This window comes from Arenibacter palladensis (assembly GCF_900129275.1).
Classification (GTDB): domain Bacteria; phylum Bacteroidota; class Bacteroidia; order Flavobacteriales; family Flavobacteriaceae; genus Arenibacter; species Arenibacter palladensis.
On sequence record NZ_FQUX01000005.1, the window covers coordinates 92,256 to 108,179 of the forward strand.

Sequence of the window (15,924 nt, forward strand, 5' to 3'; positions counted from 1 at the left end):
GGTCCATATTATTACGCACAGGGTCGATTCCTAAGTACAATATATTACATTAAAGCTCCAATGCCTTTTTAACGTTGTTATCCATCAACAACTCTTCAGGACTCTCCAAAGCTTCCTTAACCGCTACCAAGAAGCCTACAGACTCCCTACCGTCAATAATACGATGATCATAGGACAGGGCAACATACATGATAGGCGCAATGGCTATGGCCCCATCACGGGCAATTGGCCTTTCCACTATATTGTGCATTCCTAGGATTGCACTTTGTGGAGGGTTGATAATTGGTGTGGACAACATTGATCCAAACACCCCACCATTGGTAATGGTAAAGGTACCCCCGGTCATCTCATCGACTGTAATCTCACCTTCACGGGCTCTTATGGCCAATCTTTTTACTTCGGACTCCACACCTCTAAAGCTTAGATTTTCCGCATTACGTATAACAGGAACCATAAGCCCTTTTGGCCCGGAAACCGCTATACTGATATCACAGAAATCATATGAGATCATTTCCTTCCCATCTATCATAGAGTTTACGGAAGGATACATTTGCAGCGCCCTGATTACGGCCTTTGTAAAAAAGGACATAAACCCTAAACCAACATTATGCTTGTTCTTGAAGTCTTCCTTATACTGATTCCTCAGTGCAAAGATAGCCGACATATCCACTTCATTAAAAGTGGTCAACATGGCCGTCTCGTTCTTGGCAGCTACCAAACGCTCGGCAACCTTACGGCGCAACATGGACAATTTGGTTCTACTTTCCCCTCTGGAGCCTCCTTTAGGAGTACCCATTGAAGGAACCGCCTTAACAGCATCTTCCTTAGTAATACGCCCGTCCTTTCCGGTGCCTTTTATGGTTGAGGCATCCAAATCCTTTTCGGCAAGTATTTTCTTGGCAGCAGGTGAAGCCGACCCCGACGCATAGGAGGTTTTCTCTGGTTTCACCTCGGTCTTCTGCTCAGCCACTTCTTTTACTTCTGGCTTCTTTTCCACCGGTTTTTCTTCACTCTTGGCAGCCCCATCGGGTTTGGAAGCGCTAGTGTCTATTAAACACACCACCGCACCTACGGCAACAGCATCTCCCACTTCTGCCTTAAGGGTAATAATCCCACTTTCCTCCGCCGGCAACTCCAAGGTAGCCTTATCCGAATCTACTTCCGCTATTGCTTGATCTTTCTCCACGTAATCTCCATCACTTACCAACCATTCCGCTATCTCTACTTCTGTAATGGACTCCCCAGGAGAAGGGACTTTCATTTCTAAAATCATGTTTTATAATTTTAATTTGTGTTTTGCCTAAACTCGTTTCTATTTTAATCTTTCTAAATCAATAATCCTGAACCTTTAAGAGCATACAATCATCAATGCCCAGGAAGGGTAACATTATTTATCTTTAGCATCAGGGTTTCTACCCATATTATTCTTGCTTATGTCAAAAACATAATCAATTACCTGCTGATGACGACGTTTGGATCGCACAGCACTACCGGCAGCTGGGGAAGCGTAAAATCTTCTTGAGGCCACCCTTAATTTATGCGCTTCGCTAAAGTGCATGGTTAAATGCCCCCAAGCACCCATATTTCTAGGTTCTTCCTGTGCCCAAACCATATCCTCTGCATTTTTATATTTCTCCATTATTGCCTTCATTTGCTCTGTTGGCACCGGAAATAATTGCTCCACCCTTACCAAAGCTACGTCATCCCTATTATTTTCCTCCCTATAGGCCAAAAGATCGTAATAGAATTTACCGGTACAGAATACCATGCTCTTAATTTTGGACACCTCAGCGGCGGCATCATCAATTACCATTTGGAATTCCCCGTTTGCAAACTCCTCAACCGTTGACACGGCTTTAGGATGCCTCAACAAACTCTTTGGCGTAAACACTATCAAGGGCTTCCTGAAATTTACTTTCATTTGCCTTCTTAACAAATGAAACATATTTGCCGGGGTAGTAACATCGGCGATATACATATTATCCCTTGCACACAATTGCAAATAGCGCTCCATACGGGCAGAGGAATGTTCTGCCCCCTGTCCTTCGTATCCGTGCGGCAACAACATTACCAGACCATTCTGCAATTTCCATTTGTCCTCCGCTGCGGATATGTACTGATCTATCATAATTTGGGCACCATTACTAAAATCCCCAAATTGAGCTTCCCAAATCGTTAAGGTATTGGGGCTCGCCATGGCATACCCATAGTCAAAGCCTACAACACCATATTCCGACAATAGCGAATTATATATCTGAAAAGTGCCCTGTTTATCCGAAATGTGGTTCAGCAGCATTACTTCCTCCTCACTTTCTTCCACTTTCATTACCGCATGACGATGTGAAAAAGTACCCCTTTCCACATCCTGCCCGGACATACGCACTCCGTAACCTTCTTCCAAAAGAGTACCATAGGCCAAAAGTTCTCCCATGGCCCAATCCAAGGTATCATTTTCAAAAAACATAGCCTTACGGTCGTTCACCAATTTCTCAACTTTACGCAAAAACTTCTTATTCTTGGGCAACTCGGTCAATACCTTGGCTATGGCCGTAAGCTTCTTTTTATCGTATTTTGTATCTACCGGATCCATCATCTCCCATTCGCGTACATGGGTATACCCGCTCCATTCATCGGCCATAAACGGGGTAATCACGGTCTTATCCTCTTTTCTGGAATCTTCCAGTTCCTCTTCCAAGGAAGCTTTATATTGCTCTTCCAGTTCTTGTACAAAACCATCCCCAATAATACCTTCCTTAATTAAGGCTGCAGCGTAAATATCCCTCGAATTTTTATGCTTGGCAATAGCTTTGTAAAGTTTTGGCTGGGTAAAACGCGGCTCATCACCTTCGTTGTGCCCATATTTTCTATACCCCAAAAGATCTAAAAATACATCCCTTTGAAAACGCATACGGAATTCCAGGGCAAAAAGGGAGGCGTGCACAACTGCCTCGGGATCGTCCGAATTAACATGTAGTACTGGACTCAAGGTTACCTTGGCCACGTCCGTACAATAAGTAGAACTACGGGCATCCAAATAATTGGTCGTAAACCCAATTTGATTATTTACTACAATATGAATGGTACCATTGGTTTTATATCCATCCAAATTTGCCATTTGCACCACTTCATATACCAATCCCTGGCCTGCAATGGCAGCGTCCCCATGAACTACAATGGGCAATACTTTTGAAAAATCGTCCTTATAACGGGCATCCTGTTTTGCTCTGGCAATACCCTCAACAACGGCACCAACAGTTTCCAAGTGGGAAGGATTTGGCGCGATGTTCATAATAATTTTCTTTCCATTTTGAGCTTTCCTCTCAGAGGTCCAACCTAAATGGTATTTCACATCCCCATCAAAAATTTCCTGCTCATAGTCCTTACCGTCGAACTCGCTAAAGATATCCTTTGCCTTCTTTCCAAATATATTGGTCAGAACATTCAAGCGTCCCCTATGGGCCATACCCATAACAAATTGTTCAACACCCATTTCGGCAGCCTTTTCCACTACCGCATCCAATGCCGGAATTAAGGATTCATTACCTTCCAAGGAAAACCTCTTTTGCCCCACATATTTGGTGTGCAAGAAGCTTTCAAAGGATACCGCCTCATTTAATTTTTTAAGAATGTGCTTTTTCCTATCTGAATCGTATTTAGGATGATTATCATTGACATTCAACCAATTTTGGATCCATTCTACCCGCTCCGGGTTTCTGATATACATATATTCCACACCAATTGCATCGCAATAGATACTTGTAAGATGCTCGATAATTTGACGCAAGGTACTAGGGCCAATCCCAAGAATTTCCCCCGCGGTAAATGTGGTATCCAAATCGCTTGGAGCAAGTCCAAAATTTCCAATCTCCAAAGTGGGGAAATACTGTCTTCTTTCCCTTACCGGGTTTGTTTTGGTAAACAAATGCCCTCTGGTCCTATACCCATCTATGAGTCGGACTACCTGAAATTCCTTCTGAAGCTTCTCGGGAACCTCAACTTCCTGACCCCCAGCAACTGATAAAGGTGCCGTCTGCAATTCATCGACCATCCCGTCTACGGAACTTTCCATACCAAAATCGAATCCTTGAAAAAAAGCTCTCCAACTAGGCTCTACACTATCGGGATTTGTTAAATACTTATCGTATAATGCTGCGAAATAAGAAGTGTGCGCAGCGTTTAAAAAGGAATATTTATCCATGAAAAAGTCTCTCTGTCTTTTGAACAAAATTTATTCAAAAATACAACATTTAGCAGATCTAAGCTTATCTTAGCCATGAATAATGGAAAATTATTACAATAATTATGATAAATCGCCATTCCTTAAAAAAAAGCTTGGTTTTATGTGTTTTTTTCACGGCATTTTGGGGCCTTGGTTATTCCCAACTAACCCCAAGGAATTCAGATTTTTGGAACAAAGTATATTTTGGAGGCAATTTAGGCCTCGGTTTTGGCAACAATTCCTTTAATGCATCCATCTCTCCCAGTGCAATTTACCAAGCTACCGAGCAATTCGGTGTAGGTTTGGGAATTAATTTCAACTATGCAAAATTTCGGGATGCAAAATTAGTAGCTTATGGAGGCAGCGTACTATCCCTGTTCAATCCAATACCTGCGCTACAACTTTCTGCCGAGTTGGAACAGCTTAAGGTATATCGCGAACTTGAACTTGACGGAGGCAATCTGGAAGAAAATTATTGGTCACCAGCCTTGTTTCTGGGAATAGGATACGGCAATAGGAATGTAACCGTGGGCATACGCTATAATGTGTTACACGACCAACAAAAAAGTATTTATGCCGATGCTTTTATGCCCTTTGTTAGGGTATATTTCTGATCTAAGATCCGTATTCGTTCCTAAACCACACTTTTTGCCATTCCCTTTTTAGTATTTCAAAGGTTACCTGTTCAGAAATTTCCACTACATCGGTAGCTTCAATGGCTTTTACTACTTTTTCGGGAACATCAATAATGTAAAGCAGATTTAAATAATCGGTAAATTTCTCCATGATCAAATAATATACTTTCTCATGTACCAGGGTCTTTAGATCCTTTGGGGAAATGTTATCCGGCAATTCTATAAATACATTGGCGAACACAAAATCTTTCTGCAATTGTGCTACTAGATTTTGATAGAGACTTTGATCCTTAGCATGCTTTAGAAGCGCCGAAATGTCCGGGAAATTTACAACCATATACTATTTACGAAATTTTATTTGAAATGGTTTTTAAGGAAGCGCAATTAAGCCATCTTTTTCGATAATTTCCTTGTCTTGGGACAATTTTCGACGAAATAACCAAGAACAAACCCATTTCTCCCTCAGATTCCCCGTTTATTCAAGACATATCACATCCTACTACAGCTTAGGGATTGGCAATCACAATATCCGTTTCCCCTTCTACTAGTGTAACATGGCAGCAATCTGCACCTACAGTGTAATCCGAATCAACCAATAGCTTGTCATCAACATAACCCTGAAAATTTATTTCAATTTCCTTATTTCGGTATTTTGTAACATATTTATCGCTGAACAAAGGGTAGCTACCATTTTTTGCCATCCATTCATATTCACTATTGGAGGCATCAAGGGTAATATCTTCCTCATTGGAAAGAACAACCACCTTAAAGTTGTCCAAGGCCACGGCAACGCCATCCTTGTCCTTAACGCTAACTGTAATGGTCCTAAATTCTTCGGTACAGAAAACATCCGAACAATTAGAGGCATCATCCGAATCGTCATCACTGCAATTTAGCGTTAGCAAAACCAATATTAAACCAACAAATAATTTCATAAACCCTTTTTATTTTTAGGATGCACAGGATCCGGATGGGTTGCTTTTCCCATGTCCAATTTATCCAAATCATCCGGCAATCCAAAAACACAGGAGACCATTATGTAAATAGCCCTCCTAGAAATTGTTAAATTGAAAGAGTCGGTTCCAGGAATTTATTTTCTGATTTTTTCCTCCCAAAGCCATGCGGACTTCATGGCTTCATCCAGGGTAGATTCTGCCTTCCAACCCAAAACCTTGTTCGCCTTGGTGGTATCCGCATAGGCCGATGTAATATCACCAGGCCTTCTGTCCACAATCTTATAGTTCAATTTTTTACCGGACACCTTTTCGAAGCTTTTAATAACCTCCAATACCGAACTACCTTTCCCTGTCCCTACATTGAACACCTCATAATTATCCTGGTTCTTACCATTCAGCAATCTTTCCAATGCCACTACGTGGGCCTTGGCCAGATCCACTACATAAATATAATCCCTTATACAGGTTCCATCCTCGGTGGGGTAATCACCGCCAAAAACGGATAGCTGCTCCCTGATACCCATGCCTGTTTGTGTAATAAACGGCACCAAATTTTGAGGAACACCTATTGGCAATTCCCCTATTTCGGCACTAGGATGGGCTCCCATAGGATTGAAGTACCTAAGCGCAATGGCATTTATCCCGGGCGTCACCTTACAGGTATCGCGAATTATTTCCTCACCCATTTGCTTGGTATTACCATAAGGTGATTCAGCCGTTTTTACCGGCGCACTTTCGGTAATGGGCATTTTATCGGCCTGACCGTAAACGGTACATGACGAACTAAAGATAAAGCTGGATTTGTTCTTTTTGGATAGTTCCTTGAGTAAGTAAACCAAGGTACCTATATTGTTCTCGTAATACAACAAGGGTTTTTCAACGCTTTCCCCAACCGCCTTGGATGCGGCAAAATGAATAACCCCTGCAACGTCCTGATGTCTTTTAAAAAAATCCTCTACTTTCGACCTATCTTTCAGATCTATTTTCTCAAAAATTGGTCGCTTCCCCGTAATGGCCACAATACCATCCAAGACCTTTTCGGTTGAATTGGACAGATCGTCAATAATAATTACTTCATAGCCTTTATTCTGTAATTCTACCGTGGTATGGGAACCTATAAACCCCAAACCTCCCGTTACGAGTATTTTCATTTATTGATATTTAATTAAAATTTTGGTTTTCATTTTTGGTAAATTGTACTTGGCCAAACCTAAACGATTCACCACTACCCACCAATAAACTTGTTAATGGTTTCGGTGATAAAATCTATTTGCTCGTCGTCAAGCTCGGTGTGCATTGGCAATGAAATTACTTCCTTGACCAATTGATTGGTTACGGAAAAATCCTTCTCTTGATAACGCTCATCCAAATAGGCCTTCTGCCTGTGTAAAGGAATAGGGTAATACACCCCACATGGAATTTGTTTTTCCGCCAAATGCTTTACCAATTCATCACGTTGGCCATTTAAAATCCTCAAGGTATACTGATGGAACACATGACAATCGCAAGTATCACAAATCTCGTTACAGGAATTGGCCATTTGAGGAACAATGATATTTTTGTTTCCCTCAAAAGCCTTGGAATATTTTCTTGCCGCTGCCCTTCTACTGGCATTATAACCATCCAGTCGGGACAATTTGGAACGCAAAACCGCAGCCTGAATAGAATCCAATCTGGAATTAACGCCTACTACATCATGATGGTAACGTTCATACATCCCATGGTTCACAATTCCCCTTAGGGTATGTGCCAATTCATCATCGTTGGTAAAAATAGCCCCGCCATCGCCATAACAACCTAAATTCTTGGAAGGAAAAAATGAAGTTGCCGCCACGTGCCCCATGGCACCGGCTTTCAGCTTTTTACCATTTTTAAAGGTATAATCTGCCCCAATGGCCTGTGCATTATCCTCAATAACATACAACTTATGTTTTTCCGCAATATCCAAAACAGCATCCATATTGGCACATTGGCCAAAAAGATGTACTGGCACTATAGCCTTGGTTTTAGAAGTAATGGCTTTTTCCAAGGCCACTGGATCTATATTAAAACTATCGGGCTCCACGTCTACCAAGACTGGAGTAAGTTGAAGAAGTGCAATCACCTCCACAGTAGCGGCAAAGGTAAAATCGGCCGTTATTACCTCGTCTCCCGGTTTTAAGCCCAAGCCCATCATCGCTATTTGAAGGGCATCGGTACCATTGGCACAGGGAATAACGTGCTTCACCTTCAAATAGTCCTCCAATTCCTTTTGAAAGGCATGTACCTCGGGGCCATTAATAAATGCGGACGTTTCCAAAACATTGGAAATGGAGGCATTTACTTCATCCTTTATGACTTCATATTGACCCTTTAGGTCTACCATTTGAATTTTCTTCATTGCATAAAACTTAGATTCCAAACATGGTTTGGCGCGAACAATATTACAAAAATAAGGATTGGCAGCCAATGGAATTTATATAAAGAAACGTATTTTAGCCCCAAACGAAGATTCTGTGTTTGCCATATATAATTTTGCGGTACAATTATCCGCTCTTTTACTGAAATTGATTGCATTGTTCCATCCAAAAATTAAACTTTTCGTAGAGGGACGGAAGGCGGCAATACCCTATTTACAGCAAAATATTTCGCCCGGAGATTCAATAATCTGTGTGCACACGGCCTCCTTGGGCGAATTTGAACAAGGCCTTCCCATAATAGAGCAATTAAAAAAAAATTATCCCGAGCATCGAATATTGGTGACTTTTTTTTCCCCTTCGGGCTATGAGGTCAAAAAAAATACTTCCGCTGCCGATTTGGTTACCTACCTTCCAATGGACACCAAAAAAAACGCTAAAAAATTTCTGGACCTTGTCAATCCCAAGTTGGTCATTTTTGTCAAGTACGAAATTTGGCCCAATTATTTAAGAGCACTATCCCAAAGAAGCACCCCTACCCTTTTGATCTCCGCCCTTTTCAAGGAAAGTCAGATATACTTTAAAGGCTATGGAGGATTTATGCGAAAGACCCTCCGCCATTTTACCCATATTTTTGTTCAGGATGCCAAATCCATTGCATTATTGAGCGGCATTGGCATTGAAAATACAGATATCAGTGGGGACACCAGATTTGACAGGGTTATTGAAATTCTAGAAAGGGACAACAGCCTGGCCTTTATGGAAAATTTTAAAAATGGCAGACAAGTATTGGTGGCCGGCAGTACTTGGCCCGATGACGAGGAGGTATTGGTGCCCTATATAAACACAGGCGAATCCTCCTTAAAATTTGTTCTTGCCCCGCACAACATTAAACCGGAGCACATCAACAAACTTAAGTCTTCCATCACAAAAAAAACAATACTTTATTCGGAATTGGAGAACAAGGATTTATCCAACTGCGAAGTACTAATTATAGACACCATTGGCCTATTGACCAAAATTTATAGTTACGCAGACATTTCCTATGTTGGGGGCGGTTTTGCCACAGGATTGCACAATACTTTGGAACCTGCGGTATATGGTATTCCCGTAATTATTGGCCCAAACTTCAAAGGATTTAAAGAAGCTGAGGATTTGGTAAAAAAAGGCGGAGTATTGGTTGTTAAATCGCCAAAGGAATTCTTCACCTTGGTCAACGACCTGACAAAAGACGAGGCATACCTTAAAAGGACCGGGGACATCAACAGCACTTATGTATCTGAAAATAAAGGAGCAAGCATCCAAATCATGGCATATATACGTACATTAATTTGAACACCTATGTTACGACTATGCAAAATTCCCGAATTTTATACTTGGTTGCCCTGACCACTTTTATCCTATTCTGTTTCTCTTGCAGGGAACCCCTTGGCGAGCAGCAAGGCACCACCCCTCCTGAAAAAGCCGTTCCATCACCTAATAAGGAGGACATCAAGAAAACGGAACCTGAAAAAGTTATACCTAAAAAGGGTAACATCCCTAACAAATCCAAAAATGGGCAAAAGCCGAAAGCAAGGGATACCCTTACCCCAAAAATAGCCCTAACTTAAATATACCGTTCATTTGGTTTGCTTTTTTTGTTAGCTTTACAAAAATCAACAAACCAAATTATGAATTCCAAAATTCTACGCATTTCCCTTATTGCCGCCTTGGCAGGTTTTTTATTTGGCTTCGACACTGTAGTTATTTCAGGTGCCGAGAAAAAATTACAACTTTTATGGAACTCCTCCGAAGCTTTTCATGGAACCGTTGTAATTGGCATGGCTTTGTTCGGCACTGTCATTGGAGCTATATTGGGGGGTATACCCACCAACAAAATTGGCAGAAAGAACACCTTAATTTGGATTGGGGTACTATATTCTATCTCAGCCATAGGATCTGCCTTTGCCAATGACCCGGTTACCTTCGGAATATTCCGGTTTATTGGTGGTTTGGGAGTTGGTGCCTCAACGGTGGCAGCCCCTTCCTATATTTCCGAAATTGCCCCGGCCAAAGACCGTGGACGACTGGTTGGACTCTACCAATTTATGCTGGTTTTTGGTATCCTGGTGGCGTTTATGTCCAATTACGCCCTGAGCAACATAGGTGAAAACGATTGGCGATGGATGGTTGGCGTTGAAGCTTTTCCTGCAATAATATATACCTTATTTGTTCTTACGGTACCAAAAAGTCCAAGATGGCTATTGACCAAAAACAGGACCGAGGAAGCCAAAAAAATACTCAACTCCATAAATCCGGACCTATCCGTGGAAGAATTGGAGGCGGAAATCGCCTATGGAGAGGAAGTTGGGGCGGCCTCAGAGAATATCTTCATGAAAAAATATCGCTTTCCATTGACCCTTGCCTTTCTAATTGCTTTTTTTAATCAATTTTCAGGGATAAATGCCTTTTTATATTACGCCCCCAGAATTTTTGAAGCAGCCGGATTGGGTGAAAGCACAGCGCTGCTCAGTAGTATAGGGATAGGCATCACCAACTTTATCTTCACTTTTTTGGGCATATTTCTTATAGACCGTCTTGGTCGTAAACAATTAATGTATTTTGGCTCCGTTGGCTATATTATTTCCTTATCTCTCGTAGCCGCAGCATTTATACTAAATTGGGAAGGTATGGCAGTCCCCATTTTCCTCTTCCTGTTTATAGCCTCCCATGCTATTGGCCAAGGGGCCGTAATCTGGGTTTTTATCTCCGAGGTATTTCCAAATCATCTAAGAGGTTCTGGTCAGGCCTTTGGCAGTTCCGTACATTGGGTATTGGCCTGGCTTATTCCCTCCTCCATCCCTGCACTTTTTGCCTGGGTAGGTCCGGGGCCCGTTTTTGGGTTCTTCGCTTTTATGATGGTTTTGCAATTGGTATTTGTAATTTTCATGATGCCGGAGACCAAAGGAATTACATTGGAAGAACTTAGCAAAAAATTGAGTAAGTAAGAAAATACCACTAGTTGATTTTCAGCATTTTATCGAAAATATCAACAGTACAACGGAATAGTATACTAATTGATGGTCATTTAACGGATTTGACTTCAAAACACATGATAATTTGAGGATAATTCATTAAATTGTTTTAAAATCTAAATATCATGGAAGATGTTACTTTTGGCACAAGGGTGCTCAATGGATTCCTTAGCCTTATGGTCGTAGTATTGGTGGCCATTCTATTGGCAGTGGTCGTCTGTTTGATTTTAGCAGCTTTTGGTTTCTTTTAATAGGACACAAAATTTGCTCCAACATCCAGCCCCAAAACCGTTTTACCCCATAATTGGGGTTGCCCGTTTTTTTTATTTCTGTACACTTTAATATTTTAATATTCCTTGGGATTTGGGTCGATTTTCACCTAGGTGACTATTGGCTCCCCGAACAAGTCCAATATAGGTTTCCCCTGTCCATCGGGTGTAGTATAAAAGGGCCTCCCCTCTATAGTATAATTGGTTTCAGGATCCATGCCCAAGGCGTGATAAATGGATTGATGCACCTGGTCTATCACTACCGGATTCTCAATGGAAGAACATGGCCTCTCATCGGCCGTCTTACCGTATACCAAACCTTTTTTAATACCTCCGCCCCACATGAGAATGGAGCTGCCATCCGTAAAATGTCTATGCATACCATAGAATTTTTCATCCTCTATAATATCAGGTTGATCAACCTGGTCCTGTACCGGTACTCCGGGGCGACCTTCCATTATAGCGTCCCTGCTAAATTCACTGGCCAGTATAATCAACGTTCTATCCAAATGTCCGGACTCGTCCAGATCTTTAATAAGTTGGGCAACAGGCCTATCTATAAGCTCTTTCATTTTCGCGGCACGGGTATGGCCATTTTCATGGGTATCCCAGCCAAGGAAAGGTTCATATTCGGTAGAAACACTTATAAACCTACCCCCATTCATAGCCAATCTTTTTGCCAATAGACATCCTAGGCCAAACCTGCCCGTATTGTAATTATCATATACTTCTTTAGGTTCTTGGCTCAAATCGAACACCTTGGCTTCGGGAGAATTTAACAACCGATAGGATTGCTCCATAGAGCGCATCAAGGATTCCCTTTGATAATCACTACCCCCTTCCATAATCTTGCTCTTATTGGCCAACTCCTTATAAAGTTTATAACGCGCTTCAAATCTTTTTAGCGACATCCCTTGTGGCGGCCTTACACTATCCAAACCAGTGGAAGGATCCGGTATCAGGAAGGGGCCAAATTCACTTCCCAGAAATCCAGCGGAATGAAAGGCCTTCAATTCTTCGGCCTCGCCAACGGTAAATCGCTGGCCCATGGCAATAAATGGAGGTATAACGGGGTTGGCCGGACCTAGTTCCTTGGCTATCCATGCACCTATGTGCGGAGCTTGTACCGATTGTGGCGGTTCATAACAGGTATGCCAATGATACTGATGCCTCGTGTGTAGGATATGACCAAGATCGGCAGATTTATAGGAACGGATTATGGCCCCTTTATCCATTACATTTCCAATAGATTCCAATCCCTGCGAAAAATGGAGGCCATCAACAATTGTGGGCACCTTGGGAAAGGTGCTTAAAACCCTTTTGCTTTCCACCCCCTTGGAATAAGGTACAAATGCCTTGGGGTCAAATGTTTCCGTATGCGCCATTCCCCCTGCCATCCAAAGTAATATAACAGTATCCGCTTTAGAGGTTATTACCGGCGCAGATTTACAGGAACTTAAAAAACTGGCAATGGGAATACTTGTCGAGGCTGCAGACAGACTGGCCGCTGCCATCTTTTTCATAAAATCCCTACGTGCATTGATATGTAGATCCTTTTCCATTGTTACTTAGTATATAAATTGAAATTCAGGCGAAATGAACATGGACCAAAAAAGGTCCTGCAAGGCCTCTTCTTTCTCATCCGTTTGCAAGGCGCTCAACATTATTCCCCTTTCCTTATCGGTAGGGTTTCTGCCCAAGGTCTTTTGATATAAATTAAGTACTATTTCTTCATTGCGATCCCCGTACTTCTTTAGCCATTCCTCCGCCCCTTCCTTGAGCACACCATTAAAATACTCCCCGTTGGTCAATTCCAGTGCCTGCAACAAAGTAGCCTGTTCGTCCCTTGTGGTAGCCACATTTTCCCTAGTAGGCCTTCCCATAACCTTCATAAAAGGATGTTGTTTCACAAGACTGGCCCTGGCAAATTCCCTTTCAGGATTATCAAAGGTAAAATTCACCAATTTGTCCCAGTTGCTGGAACCATAATTACGTGCCCCTTGCCAGCTGCCATCATCAAATTTGGCGGTTACCCATCCCTTCTCTGGTTGTTGATCCGTACTTTTCCATTTATCATTGGAAGTGACCAACAATTCCGTCCCATCATCATATTGGATTTTCATGGCGAAAAGGATTCCCGCGGGATTGGCAATGGTACCCTCGTTATTGCCTTCAATGGCCACTATATTTTCACCTTTTACTAGCTCGTCGGTTACCTCCAATCGATCTACTTTTCTCCAATCCGAACCTTCGGAGATTTTTTTGCCATTTAGATATAGCGTGTAGGAATGATCCACGGAAATCAATGCTTTTGCCGCCAATATTTTATTATCATCCAAATTGAAGCTCTTCCTAAAATACCGCTTGCCTGGTTCGGGCAATACATCGCGGTCAAATTTAATTTCCCTGTGCCAGATTCTATTGAACGGCAGACCTTCATTCTTGGGGTCATAAGCAGCCGCATAATACATGGGCGCCACTACTTGGCTAACGGCATCGGAGAACTGCTCTGCACTTAGTCTTCTAAGGATTGGCCCCTTAAACACATATCCCTTTTGCAAATCTTCCTGATTTTCCATTCTGGTCGTTTCCAGTTGATAAGATTTTGAGGTCATGATCATTTTCATGAGGCCTTTTATATCATACCCAGAATTTACAAAATCGGCAGCCAACCAATCCAACAGATCGGCATTCCATGGCTCATTGTCCATTTCGTCTACAGGTTCCACGATTCCCCTTCCCATAAAACGTTTCCAAAACCTATTGGAAATGGTTCGATACAGTCTACCGTTCTCTGGTTTTACCATAACCTCTGAAAGCAAAAGCAACCTTTCCTTTACGTTCTCGGCCTCTACCGAGCCCAATTCAGGATAAAGGAAATTTACCTCGGCCATTTTCCCAATGGGCATATCGCATCTATTCAGCTCCATTATGGAATCTGCAAAAATAGAGGCAAACCCATAGGATTGTTCCAGCGTAAGATTGCTGACAAAACTGTTGTGACAGGAGGCACATTTTACATTTACCCCCATCAATGACTGACCAATATTTTGGGCAGCCTGCATTTCTGTACGTTGACTGGCATTGACCAAGCCCCTCCATTTGATCCCTTTAATGAATCCTTCCGATGCCTCGGTTGGATTAATTAGTTCCTTGACCATAACATTATATGGCTTATTTTCCATCAGCGACTTATACAACCAATCTGTAATCTGCTTGCGTCCTCCCGTTATAAACCCTGGACCACTGTAATCGTTCCTGAGTATATCGTTCCAAAAACTCAACCAATGTTGGGTATAATTGTGTTTATCGGCCAACAATTCATCAATGAGATTAGCTCTCTTCCCCTTATCCCCATTGCTCACAAATTGATCTATTTTCAACGGTTCCGGAAGCAGGCCTAGAATATCCAAGTAGGCACGTCTTATAAAAGTCCTATCGTCCACCAACTCTGGCCATTTTATCTTTTTTTCCTTAAAATAGGAATCCATTATTTTGTCTATGGGATGGTTCTCCAAACTACCCTTGGGCAATTCTGGCTGGGAGAGGGCCAACTCGGCCTCAGGAAAAATCTTCAATGCCCCATCAGACCATTTTGCCCCATTTTTTATCCACAGTTCAATCAATTTTATTTCACTATCCTTCAAAACTTTCCCCTTCTTTGGCATTACATCATCATGATCGGGCGGGAGGCTTACCCTAATAAACATCTCACTTTCCTCCGGCCTGCCTTCTACAATAATGGGACCTGACTTCCCGCCTTGGTACACTCCACGTTTATTATCCAGCACCAAATCTCCCTTTTGCTTATTTTCACTGTGGCATTGATAACAATTATGTGCCAAAATTGCCCTGACTCCCAAATTTAAATCTTCTTGCTGCGTTTCGGACAAAGAATCCAAACCCTTTAATTCTGCCAATAGCACCTTTGTCCTTTCATTATCATAAGCATCTTGATTATGGGGCAAGACGCTGGTTAAATAATCTTCCCCATGGGTTAGATTTGCTCCCAAATGACCTGCCACTACCAAAACCAATACTGTTGCAAATAGTCCAAATCGATAATACAAATAAGTGGAAAGTCTTCCTTTCAGAGTAGTGCGCAGCAAAAACCCGGTTACAATGGCCAAAACAGCTGTGGCAATACCAACATTCTGATGAAACATGACCAAATCCCCTTCATAATCGTCATGGGTACGAAGTAACCAACCCAAGACCGCGGCCAGCACAGCAAAAGCAGCTCCCAAAAAGACCATCCAATTGATTCCCTCCCTAAGGCCTTGTCTTTTACCGCCCAAGGTCAAAAACTCCAAAAATAAGGCAACTACCAACAAGCCGATGGGAAAATGCACCACCAAAGGGTGTAAGCGCCCCAACAACTGAAATATCCAGTCCCAAGAATTAATATCCATAGTAGCAATTTAATATTTTTATT

The 15,924-nt window shown here is 42.1% G+C and carries 13 protein-coding genes; 5 read left to right on the forward strand and 8 right to left on the reverse strand.

Going from position 1 to position 15,924, the window contains the following annotated elements:
* Positions 1-49: 49 nt before the first annotated feature.
* Together odhB and BUA60_RS14540 are read right to left on the reverse strand one after the other, a co-directional pair.
* A complete protein-coding gene (odhB, locus tag BUA60_RS14535) occupies positions 50-1,273 on the reverse strand; it encodes a 2-oxoglutarate dehydrogenase complex dihydrolipoyllysine-residue succinyltransferase (RefSeq protein WP_072862893.1) in 1,224 nt (407 codons plus the stop codon).
* A gap of 114 nt (positions 1,274-1,387) precedes the next feature.
* Positions 1,388-4,198 (reverse strand): 2-oxoglutarate dehydrogenase E1 component, encoded by a 2,811-nt coding sequence (locus BUA60_RS14540; RefSeq protein ID WP_072862895.1) that lies wholly within the window; start codon positions 4,196-4,198, stop codon positions 1,388-1,390.
* A 104-nt stretch (positions 4,199-4,302) separates the two neighbouring features.
* Between BUA60_RS14540 and BUA60_RS14545 the strand changes: the two genes are divergently transcribed.
* Complete coding sequence (locus tag BUA60_RS14545) at positions 4,303-4,833, forward strand: alpha-ketoglutarate decarboxylase (RefSeq protein WP_072862897.1); 531 nt, start codon at positions 4,303-4,305, stop codon at positions 4,831-4,833.
* A gap of 1 nt (position 4,834) precedes the next feature.
* Here BUA60_RS14545 and BUA60_RS14550 read toward each other — a convergent pair whose 3' ends face one another.
* The 4 genes from BUA60_RS14550 to BUA60_RS14565 all read right to left on the reverse strand — a co-directional run bounded on the left by BUA60_RS14550 (position 4,835) and on the right by BUA60_RS14565 (position 8,190).
* Positions 4,835-5,191, reverse strand: coding sequence for a hypothetical protein (locus tag BUA60_RS14550; RefSeq protein WP_072862899.1), 357 nt, complete (start codon positions 5,189-5,191; stop codon positions 4,835-4,837).
* A 169-nt stretch (positions 5,192-5,360) separates the two neighbouring features.
* Entirely contained in the window at positions 5,361-5,789 is a 429-nt protein-coding gene (locus BUA60_RS14555) for a hypothetical protein (RefSeq protein ID WP_072862900.1), read from the reverse strand.
* 155 nt (positions 5,790-5,944) lie between these two features.
* On the reverse strand, positions 5,945-6,961 hold the full coding sequence (galE, locus tag BUA60_RS14560) for a UDP-glucose 4-epimerase GalE (protein WP_072862902.1): 1,017 nt from the start codon (positions 6,959-6,961) through the stop codon (positions 5,945-5,947).
* Between the two features lie 74 nt (positions 6,962-7,035).
* Positions 7,036-8,190, reverse strand: a complete 1,155-nt coding sequence (locus BUA60_RS14565) for a DegT/DnrJ/EryC1/StrS family aminotransferase (protein ID WP_072862904.1) — start codon at positions 8,188-8,190, stop codon at positions 7,036-7,038.
* A 115-nt stretch (positions 8,191-8,305) separates the two neighbouring features.
* Here BUA60_RS14565 and BUA60_RS14570 point away from each other — a divergent pair, with 115 nt between their 5' ends.
* The 4 genes from BUA60_RS14570 to BUA60_RS23375 all read left to right on the forward strand — a co-directional run bounded on the left by BUA60_RS14570 (position 8,306) and on the right by BUA60_RS23375 (position 11,471).
* Positions 8,306-9,541, forward strand: a complete 1,236-nt coding sequence (locus tag BUA60_RS14570) for a 3-deoxy-D-manno-octulosonic acid transferase (protein ID WP_072863229.1) — start codon at positions 8,306-8,308, stop codon at positions 9,539-9,541.
* Between the two features lie 17 nt (positions 9,542-9,558).
* The gene (locus tag BUA60_RS14575; protein ID WP_072862906.1) at positions 9,559-9,816 is read left to right on the forward strand and encodes a hypothetical protein; all 258 of its coding nucleotides are present in this window, start codon (positions 9,559-9,561) and stop codon (positions 9,814-9,816) included.
* Positions 9,817-9,876: 60 nt separating this feature from the next.
* The gene (locus BUA60_RS14580; protein ID WP_072862908.1) at positions 9,877-11,193 is read left to right on the forward strand and encodes a sugar porter family MFS transporter; all 1,317 of its coding nucleotides are present in this window, start codon (positions 9,877-9,879) and stop codon (positions 11,191-11,193) included.
* 152 nt (positions 11,194-11,345) lie between these two features.
* Positions 11,346-11,471, forward strand: a complete 126-nt coding sequence (locus BUA60_RS23375; RefSeq protein ID WP_258364872.1) for a hypothetical protein — start codon at positions 11,346-11,348, stop codon at positions 11,469-11,471.
* 128 nt (positions 11,472-11,599) lie between these two features.
* On the opposite strand, the gene BUA60_RS14585 is transcribed toward BUA60_RS23375, so the two are convergent.
* Together BUA60_RS14585 and BUA60_RS14590 are read right to left on the reverse strand one after the other, a co-directional pair.
* Positions 11,600-13,051, reverse strand: a complete 1,452-nt coding sequence (locus tag BUA60_RS14585; protein ID WP_072862910.1) for a DUF1501 domain-containing protein — start codon at positions 13,049-13,051, stop codon at positions 11,600-11,602.
* Positions 13,052-13,057: 6 nt separating this feature from the next.
* Positions 13,058-15,901, reverse strand: coding sequence for a DUF1549 domain-containing protein (locus BUA60_RS14590; protein ID WP_072862912.1), 2,844 nt, complete (start codon positions 15,899-15,901; stop codon positions 13,058-13,060).
* Positions 15,902-15,924 lie beyond the last annotated feature (23 nt).

Coding starts and splice junctions, on each gene's coding strand:
- odhB (WP_072862893.1), bottom strand. CDS start 1,273: ATGATTTTAGAAATGAAAGTCCCTTCTCCTGGGGAGTCCATTACAGAA.
- BUA60_RS14540 (WP_072862895.1), bottom strand. CDS start 4,198: ATGGATAAATATTCCTTTTTAAACGCTGCGCACACTTCTTATTTCGCA.
- BUA60_RS14545 (WP_072862897.1), top strand. CDS start 4,303: ATGATAAATCGCCATTCCTTAAAAAAAAGCTTGGTTTTATGTGTTTTT.
- BUA60_RS14550 (WP_072862899.1), bottom strand. CDS start 5,191: ATGGTTGTAAATTTCCCGGACATTTCGGCGCTTCTAAAGCATGCTAAG.
- BUA60_RS14555 (WP_072862900.1), bottom strand. CDS start 5,789: ATGAAATTATTTGTTGGTTTAATATTGGTTTTGCTAACGCTAAATTGC.
- galE (WP_072862902.1), bottom strand. CDS start 6,961: ATGAAAATACTCGTAACGGGAGGTTTGGGGTTTATAGGTTCCCATACC.
- BUA60_RS14565 (WP_072862904.1), bottom strand. CDS start 8,190: ATGAAGAAAATTCAAATGGTAGACCTAAAGGGTCAATATGAAGTCATA.
- BUA60_RS14575 (WP_072862906.1), top strand. CDS start 9,559: ATGCAAAATTCCCGAATTTTATACTTGGTTGCCCTGACCACTTTTATC.
- BUA60_RS14580 (WP_072862908.1), top strand. CDS start 9,877: ATGAATTCCAAAATTCTACGCATTTCCCTTATTGCCGCCTTGGCAGGT.
- BUA60_RS23375 (WP_258364872.1), top strand. CDS start 11,346: ATGGAAGATGTTACTTTTGGCACAAGGGTGCTCAATGGATTCCTTAGC.
- BUA60_RS14585 (WP_072862910.1), bottom strand. CDS start 13,051: ATGGAAAAGGATCTACATATCAATGCACGTAGGGATTTTATGAAAAAG.
- BUA60_RS14590 (WP_072862912.1), bottom strand. CDS start 15,901: ATGGATATTAATTCTTGGGACTGGATATTTCAGTTGTTGGGGCGCTTA.